The 7,665-nt window shown below is 63.9% G+C and carries 5 protein-coding genes and 2 pseudogenes; 2 read left to right on the top strand and 5 right to left on the bottom strand.

Going from position 1 to position 7,665, the window contains the following annotated elements; translation table 11 throughout:
* Positions 1-150: 150 nt before the first annotated feature.
* The 3 genes from ACLP25_RS01875 to purE form a co-directional block, all read right to left on the bottom strand.
* Positions 151-726: a hypothetical protein gene (locus ACLP25_RS01875; protein ID WP_442467548.1), complete on the bottom strand. Its 576-nt coding sequence runs from the start codon at positions 724-726 to the stop codon at positions 151-153.
* Positions 727-928: 202 nt separating this feature from the next.
* Positions 929-2,023, bottom strand: coding sequence for a 5-(carboxyamino)imidazole ribonucleotide synthase (locus tag ACLP25_RS01880; protein WP_442467549.1), 1,095 nt, complete (start codon positions 2,021-2,023; stop codon positions 929-931).
* Complete coding sequence (gene purE / locus ACLP25_RS01885) at positions 2,020-2,484, bottom strand: 5-(carboxyamino)imidazole ribonucleotide mutase (protein ID WP_442467552.1); 465 nt, start codon at positions 2,482-2,484, stop codon at positions 2,020-2,022. Before purE ends, ACLP25_RS01880 begins: the two co-directional genes overlap by 4 nt.
* A 280-nt stretch (positions 2,485-2,764) precedes the next feature.
* Between purE and ACLP25_RS01890 the strand changes: the two are divergent.
* Positions 2,765-3,127, top strand: a pseudogene (locus tag ACLP25_RS01890) (GFA family protein); the annotation flags it as partial.
* A gap of 60 nt (positions 3,128-3,187) precedes the next feature.
* Here ACLP25_RS01890 and ACLP25_RS01895 read toward each other — a convergent pair.
* A pseudogene (locus tag ACLP25_RS01895) lies at positions 3,188-3,929 on the bottom strand (ISAs1 family transposase).
* Between the two features lie 1,301 nt (positions 3,930-5,230).
* On the opposite strand from ACLP25_RS01895, the gene glgA reads away from it, so the two are divergent.
* Complete coding sequence (glgA, locus tag ACLP25_RS01900) at positions 5,231-6,460, top strand: glycogen synthase (RefSeq protein WP_442467550.1); 1,230 nt, start codon at positions 5,231-5,233, stop codon at positions 6,458-6,460.
* A 279-nt stretch (positions 6,461-6,739) separates the two neighbouring features.
* Here glgA and ACLP25_RS01905 read toward each other — a convergent pair.
* On the bottom strand, positions 6,740-7,665 hold a 926-nt coding region (locus ACLP25_RS01905), incomplete at its 5' end, for an alpha amylase C-terminal domain-containing protein (RefSeq protein ID WP_442467551.1).

Here is a 7,665-nt window from a genome sequence, read left to right on the forward strand (position 1 = left end):
AAAGGCCGCGCCCGCATGACCCCGCATCCACGCTGAAGCTATTTTCGTAGCAGCAGGCTTTGGGACGTCGGCCCACGGCGCACGCACCACCGTCGCAAAGGGCCGGCGTCCGAAACCCTTCACTGGAGCGGCCATACGCCAAGCGTGCCATCAGCGCCTGCGCCACGGCGATCTCCGGCATCTCCGGCGTCGCCGAGAAGCCTTCGAGGAGGGGGCGAGGACGGCGTGAGCGTCATTGGGCCGGCCCGTCGATTGGCAGAGCTTTGCGAGCGAAAGGGATGCGAGCAGCTCGTAGCTGCGCGCGCCTTGCCGCTTCGCGATGGCGATGGCGGTCCGGTAGGCGTCCTCGGCGGGCGCGAAATCCGCTGGGTCGCGCTTGAGCAGGATGTCGCCGCGGAGGCGATAGAGGTAGGGGTCCATGAAACGCCCCCCTGTCTCTTCCGCGATCTTCAGTCCCTGGTCGATCAGCTTGAGGGCGCTGTCAGGACCTCGCGCGGCGGCCTCCAGCTCTGCAAGCATCCCGTGAAACAATGGCGCATCGGCCTTATTCCCCTGGGCCATATAGGCCTCGAGAGCCTGCCTCAGCCCGCGCGCGCCCTCCTCTGGATCGACCAGCCGACCAAGCGCCCAATACGCCCACTGACAATAGCCAGCGTAAAGGTTGATGCCATGCTCTTCCACCAGCTTGATCGATGCAAGAAGGCCAAGGGCGAAGGGGCCATCCACGCGCAGACTCTGGACCGGGGTCGGCGACCCTGCCGAAGAGAGGTCGACAGGCCCGGTCAGCGACCGCGCCCTAGAGTGCACGCTAACCCGTCTTCGCGGATTCGATCTTGCTCCAAGCCATTTCTCGGCTGACCAAGCGTTTGATTTTGCTCGTCGTATCGAACTCCGTCGACAGGCCAAAAATGGTTGTAGTGAAGACTAACTAACCCTCGCCCGGCGGCTCCGGAAACACGCGCGTGACGTGGCCCATCTTACGGCCTTCGCGGATTTCCAGCTTGCCGTAAAGGTGCAGACAGAGGTCGGGCTGGGCGAGGATGTCGCGCCAGTCTTCGGCGTCCTCACCGATCAGGTTGTGCATCTCGACCCGGCCTCTGCGGGTCGGCGCGCCGAGCGGCCAGCCCGAGATGGCGCGGACATGCTGCTCGAACTGTGAGGTCTGCGCGCCGTCGAACGTCCAGTGGCCGGAATTGTGGACGCGGGGCGCGATCTCGTTGACCACCAGCCCCTCACGCCCGTGCCAGTCGCGGGTGACGAACAATTCCACCGCCAGCACGCCGACGTAGTCGAGCGCCTCGAGCACTATGGTTGCGATCCTTCGCGCCTCGAGCGCCGTCTCCGCGCTTATGCGGGCGGGCGCACGTGTGCGGGCGAGGATGTGGCGCTCGTGCTCGTTCTCGCAAATATCGTAGGCGACGATCTCGCCTTCGAGGCTGCGCGCCGCGACCACCGACACCTCGCGCTCGAAGGCGACGAAACCTTCGAGAATCATCGGCGTGGCCCCGAGCGCCCGGTGGATCGCGGCGACGTTCGAGCCCTCGCGGATCAGCGACTGGCCCTTGCCGTCGTAGCCGAAGCGCCGGGTCTTGAGAATCGACGGGCGGCCGAGCTCGGCGAGCGCGCGGGCGAGCGCGCCGGCGTCGTCGACGGCGGCGAACGGCGCGGTCCTGAGACCCGCGTCGCGTAAGAATGTTTTTTCGATGAGCCGGTCCTGGGTCAGCGCGAGCGCCCGCGCGCCCGGGCGCACCGGGACGTGCCGGTTCAGGAACTCGACGGTCGCGGTCGGGACGTTTTCGAGCTCGTAGGTGACGATGTCGACCTCGCGGGCGAACTTTTCGAGCGCCTCCTCGTCGTCGAACGGCGCGATCGTGCGGCCGGCGGCGGCGTCATAGGCCGGGCCCTCGACCTCGGGGGCGTAGATATGGGTGCGCAAGCCCACCTTCAGCGCCGCGATCGCCAGCATACGGCCGAGCTGGCCGGAGCCCAGAATGCCGATCGTGGCGCCGGGAGAGAGGATCATGCCGGCCCCTCGACGGGAGGCGCGTCCTGCGGCCGCTCGGCGACGGCCGCGGTGCGGTCTGCGCGCCACGCTTCGAGCCGCCCGGCGAGCGCGGGGTCGGAGAGGGCCAGCACGCTGGCGGCCAGCAGCCCGGCGTTGATCGCGAGCGTGCCGACCGGCACGCCCGCCGGCATCTGCACGATCGAGAGCAGAGATTCCTCGCCGCCGAGCGCCTTGGTCGGGACGGGGACGCCGAACACCGGCAACGTGGTGAAGGCCGCCGTCATGCCGGGCAGGTGCGCCGCGCCGCCTGCGCCGGCGACGATCACCTTAAACCCCTCCGCTTTCGCACTCTTGGCGAAGGCGACAAGCCGATCGGGCGTACGGTGGGCCGAGACGATGCGAGCGTCGTAGCCGACGCCGAGCGCCTCGAGCGTCTCGGCGGCGCGCCGCATGACGGCCCAGTCCGACTGGCTGCCCATGATGATCGCGACGGGTTTTGGCTCGCCGCTCACCCGCGCCTCCGTGTGTGCAAAGCGATATCCATGCTCAAAGCGATACAGGGAACGGATGCGCTGGCGCAAGCCGGCCAAGCGAACCGATCACGATGCCCTGCATTTCCCGGGAACTCCGGGTTGGCGGCTCTTAGGCGTCGGCGCGGGCGAACGGAGGGCCAAGGCGATGAGCGCGCGCATCCTGACCGGCGGGTGACTATGCGGCACCGTGCGATACGAGGCGTCCGATTGACACCCCCTCTACTCCGGGTTGTGCTACTGCGAGGACTGCCGCAGGGCGTCCGGCGCCGGCGCCGTCCCCTATATGGGATTCCCGAGCGACGCCTTCCGGGTGAGCGGCCCGACGCGACAGGCGCGAAAGCGGTTGCGGAGAGGCGGGGAGGCCGTTCGCAATTTCTGCCCGAAGTGCGGGAGCCTGCTGTCTGGCGGCGAATACGGACTGAGCGACCAGCATACGGTTTACGCCGGCACGCTCGACGTCGCCTCCGCCTTCCGTCCAACCCACGCCATCATGATGGCCGAACGGGCGCCTTGGTCCGCGGTCCTTGACGGGCTCGTTCTGCACGACGGTCTGCCGAAGGCAAAGGACGGCGACAGGGGAATCGGGTGAAGGAAAATCATCCGGCGAGGAGGAGGCTGAGAAGGTAGTCCTCGTCCCAGCGGCGAGATTTCACCTGGCTCGGAAGGAATGCTTGCCTTTTCCGCGTCTGATCAGGTTGTAGGCGATGTGTTTGATGATGGCGAGGTTGGCCGCGGCGTTTCCGGTTCGCACGCGGCTCTCGTCGTCGCGCATCACCATGTCGAGCACCCAATGCAGGGAGTTCTCGATTCCCCAGTGTACGCGCACGAAGGCCGCGGCGGCGAGGGCGGTGGGGACTGCGGAGGCGAGATAGAAGCGGGTCTCGGTCTCGATCTTGTCGCCGATCTCGCGCCGGCTCTCGACTTTGACGACGCTCTTCAAACCCGGCCAGGCGTGACGGTCCTGCAGCCATTTCACGTCCTGATAGACCGTGACCTTGCGCGTCTCGATGCGGCCGGGGTCGCCGTCGACGGTCTGGGCTTGCTCGACCGTCGTATCGGCGAAATTCTTGGCCTTCTGCTCGAACAGGCGCAGGTCCTCGGCCAGCCTCGGCTGGTTGTCCTTGAGGGCGAGAAGGAAGTCGGCGCCCTTGTCGGATTTTCCGGGCGATCTCGCGCTGGCAGCCCATGGCGTCGATCGTCTCGGTCGCGCCTTGGAGGTCGAGCGCGTCCAGAAGCTTCGGGATGGCGGTGATTTCGTTCGACTTCTGCTCTGTCTTGACCTGACCGAGAACCAGACGGCGCTCGACCGCGTAGGCGGTAACCACGTGGATGGCCGCTTCGCCCTTGGCCTTCTTGAAGGTGCGGCGCGCCGTCTTACCGTCGATCGCCACGACCTCGCCGGGAGCGCCGACGAAGCGCGCAGTGTGCAACCACCGTTCAATAGATTGCAATCACTGTCAAGGCGAATGGACATTTATAATTGTGTGCTGTTGTTTTTTATGCGGATAATTTAAGTTGCTTTAGCTTTTTCCTTAGAATAGGTCGGTTGCAATGTAAGCAAAAAGTGCTCGGTCTTGGCGTAAACATGATGAATTCTCATTTCGAAGCGATACCTTCAGGCTGAAGGGGTCAATGCTTTATTGGAATTTTGCAATCCCTCGTCATCGACTCACCGCGAATGTCGCCCATGGCGTGGTGATGCCGCGAGGGCTGGTCGAATGGCCCTGCCAAATGTCTTACGCAGCGGCGAGCGTTTGTAGCGTCTCCGGCGTAACCGGCCCCCCGGAACGACATCTCCGTTCAAACCACGGAGTATAGATGGCAGACAACCGCCTAGTCTGACAAATCGAGGCTAAAGAGCGCTAGAAATAGGCAAGGAGGAGACGGGATTATGTCCGGATGGAAAGTACATTACCGCGATCGATACGATCAGGATCGAGTTTCCTCCGAAATGTCGAGCAGGGAGGCGGCCCTAAAGCTCGCAAATGACCTTCGCTATCAACGGTCGTATCTATATAAGGTCGAGGACCCAAACGGCTTGACGCTGCCGAAAGAGCAAGTCTTGGCGTGGTCGTCGGACCACAAATGGTTGCTTTCGAAATTCGCGCCGGAAGGCGACTATTTGTGAGGATCACATCGGTGGCGGCTCCTTCAGGCTGAGACGCCGCTGAGACCTTCTTCTTCGGACTGAAACACTTACCGAGGCTGACTCTCTCTGGGGCAGCGGCATAGGCGGACCATCCCCCGCTCGGGGTAGACCGCAGATTTCAGCGCTTGTCCCGCTCATTCGCGACATCGGATCGCCCGCCGCGGGCATCTGAGCTGAACCGCGCGACTCGCGCGTAGTTTTCCCCGTCGATTGGAACACCCCTCGGCGCTCCCGACCCCCACTCCGCGTAGGCATCCGCGGCGATCTTGACGGCATTCACGTCGTAAGGGTTTTGCTTGAAGACGATTTGCAGCGCTTTCGGCCGCGCCGCGCCAATGCGGCTCGCTTCGCCGTAGATGACCTTCGGCCTGTCATGCGGGGGCAGGTTGGCGTGGCCTCAGCGCGGCGTTTGGCTTATTGACACCCGGTCCCCGGGCACCGAAGCTTGTAATTGGGTAAGCGCGAACGATTGGAACCCAAGCCTATCCGTGCCGGGTCTCGGGCGCAGAATGTCGGGGTCTTGGCCGATCCAGGAGGTCTCGTATGCGGATAGCAATCTTGACCAATGAGTACCCGCCGCACGTGTATGGGGGCGCAGGGGTCCACGTTGAATATCTCACCCGGGAATTGGCCAGCGCAGACGGAGGGCGTCACCACGTCTCGGTCATCTGCTTCGGCGGCCAGGACATCCGCGACGGAAACCTGACCGTGCGGGGGATCGACCCGGCTTTCGAACTGCCCTGCCAGGATCCCCGGCACAAGATGTTTCAGCAGACGATGCTCAAAGACCTGGTCATGGCCGGGATGCTCGAGGGCGTGGACATCGTCCATTGCCACACGTGGTACACCCATCTGGCCGGCTGTCTCGCGAAGCAGCTGACCGGGGCGAGCCTTGTCCTGACAACGCACTCACTGGAACCCCACCGCCCTTGGAAGGTCGAGCAGCTCGGTTCCGCGTATCAAGCGAGTTCGTGGATCGAGCGCACCGCTTACGAGAACGCCGACGGCGTCATCGCCGTATCCGGGGCGATGCGGGAGGATGTTCATTCTCTCTATGGAGTGCCCTACGACCGGGTGCGGATCGTCCATAATGGGATCGACTTGAGCGAGTACAAGCCGACTCCTAATCAGGCAGTCCTGACCAAGCACGGAATCGACCCCGAGAAGCCGTTCGTACTCTTCGTCGGCCGCATCACCCGCCAGAAGGGCATTATTCATCTGGTCGACGCCGTGAAGTACATCCGCCCGGGCGTACAAGTGGTGCTCTGCGCGGGGGCCCCGGACACGAAGGAGATCGGCCGCGAGATGGAAGAGCGGGTGGAACAGGCTCGCCGCGACGCCGCCGTGCCGATCAACTGGATACCCCAGATGCTTCCCAGAGAGGAGATCATCCCCCTTTACACGCACGCCTCGGTCTTCGTCTGCCCGTCCGTCTATGAACCGTTCGGGATTATCAACCTGGAGGCCATGGCCTGCGAAACCCCGGTCGTCGCCTCGGCCGTCGGCGGAATCAAGGAGGTGGTGATTCCCGGGGAGACCGGATTGCTGGTGTCGTTCGAGGCGGCCAGCCCCTTGAACTTCGAGCCAAAAGATCCGGCCCAATTTGTTCACGACCTGGCGGCTGGCGTTAACCAACTTCTTGACGATCCAGAGCGCCGCCGGAAGATGGGCCTCCAGTCGCGCGACCGAGTCGAACGGCATTTTAGCTGGTCGAGCATTGCGAGGCGCACGCTTGATTTCTATTCCGACCTGCGATCCATGCCCCCAACATGACCGCCACAGGGGGATGGAAAGCCTGGTCGGGGGCCAGGGCCTCGATTTGCCCCGTAAGCAAGAAAGCGCCGGCGCCGGGGAAACACCCTCGAAGGTCCCTCGGGCGAGCAAATGCCGACGTGCGGCTTGTAGATGACCAAGTTCTCGCCCGGGGCGCCTTGCCTGCCCCGACTGGGTCCAGGAAAATGGGCCCGGCTCCATGACCTCGAATGGTCCGTGGACTTTCCGGGGCTGGCATCGCGAAGCTGGATCGGGAAGGGGCCTTGGGTGATGGCCGCCTCATCTCGAAACCTTCTTGAAGATTAGAACGGTCAGGGGAGGCAGGAGCAGGAGGAGCGACTGCGGTTGCTGGTTGCGGGCGATCGGCGATGGGGCAAGCCCCCCCATGTTGCCCTGGCCCCCGCCACCGTAAATCGTGGCGTCGCTATTGAGGATCTCCTTCCAGAGCCCCCCCCGGGGAACTCCCACGCGGACATTCCGAAAGACCTGACCGCTGAAGTTGCAGACGACCAGGGCCTGGTCATGCTCGGCCGAGCCCTTACGCAGGAAGGCGAGCACAGAGTTGGCGGCGTCGGCCTCGAGCCAAGCAAAGCCATCGGTCCGGCAATCCAGCTCGTGGAGGGCCGGCTCGGCCCGGTACTGCGTGTTCAGGTCGCGCACCCACCGCTTCAGGCCTGGATGCCGTAGGTCTGCTGGGTTTTCCAGGAGGTGCCAGTCGAGGCTGGTTTCATGGTCCCATTCCTTCCACTGGCCGAATTCATCCCCCATGAACATGAGCTTCTTGCCGGGCAGCGCGAACATGTAGCCATAAAGCAATCGCAGGTTGGCGCGCTTTTCCCACTCGTCCCCCGGCATCTTGGCAAGGAGCGATTTCTTGCCCGGCGCGGAGTCGTCGTGCGAGAGCGGCAAGAGGTAGTTCTCGCGGAAGGCGTAATGCATCCTGAAGACGAGTTTGGCGTAGCTTTTCGGCCGCTCGGCTGGCTTCAGGGGCATGTACTCCCCAAGCGTGTCGTGGACCCAGCCGAGGTCCCACTTGTAGTCGAAGCCGAGCCCGCCGCTTCGCGCCAACGTACTCGTGACATCGGGCCGCGCCGTCGCGTCCTCGGCGAACGTCAGCACTCCAGGGTGGTCCTCGTGGACCTTCTGGTTCACCCCTTGCAGAAACGCAACACCCGCGAGATTCTCGTTGCCGCCAAACTTGTTGG

This window comes from Roseiarcus sp., assembly GCF_052145395.1.
In the GTDB taxonomy this organism is placed as follows: domain Bacteria; phylum Pseudomonadota; class Alphaproteobacteria; order Rhizobiales; family Beijerinckiaceae; genus Roseiarcus.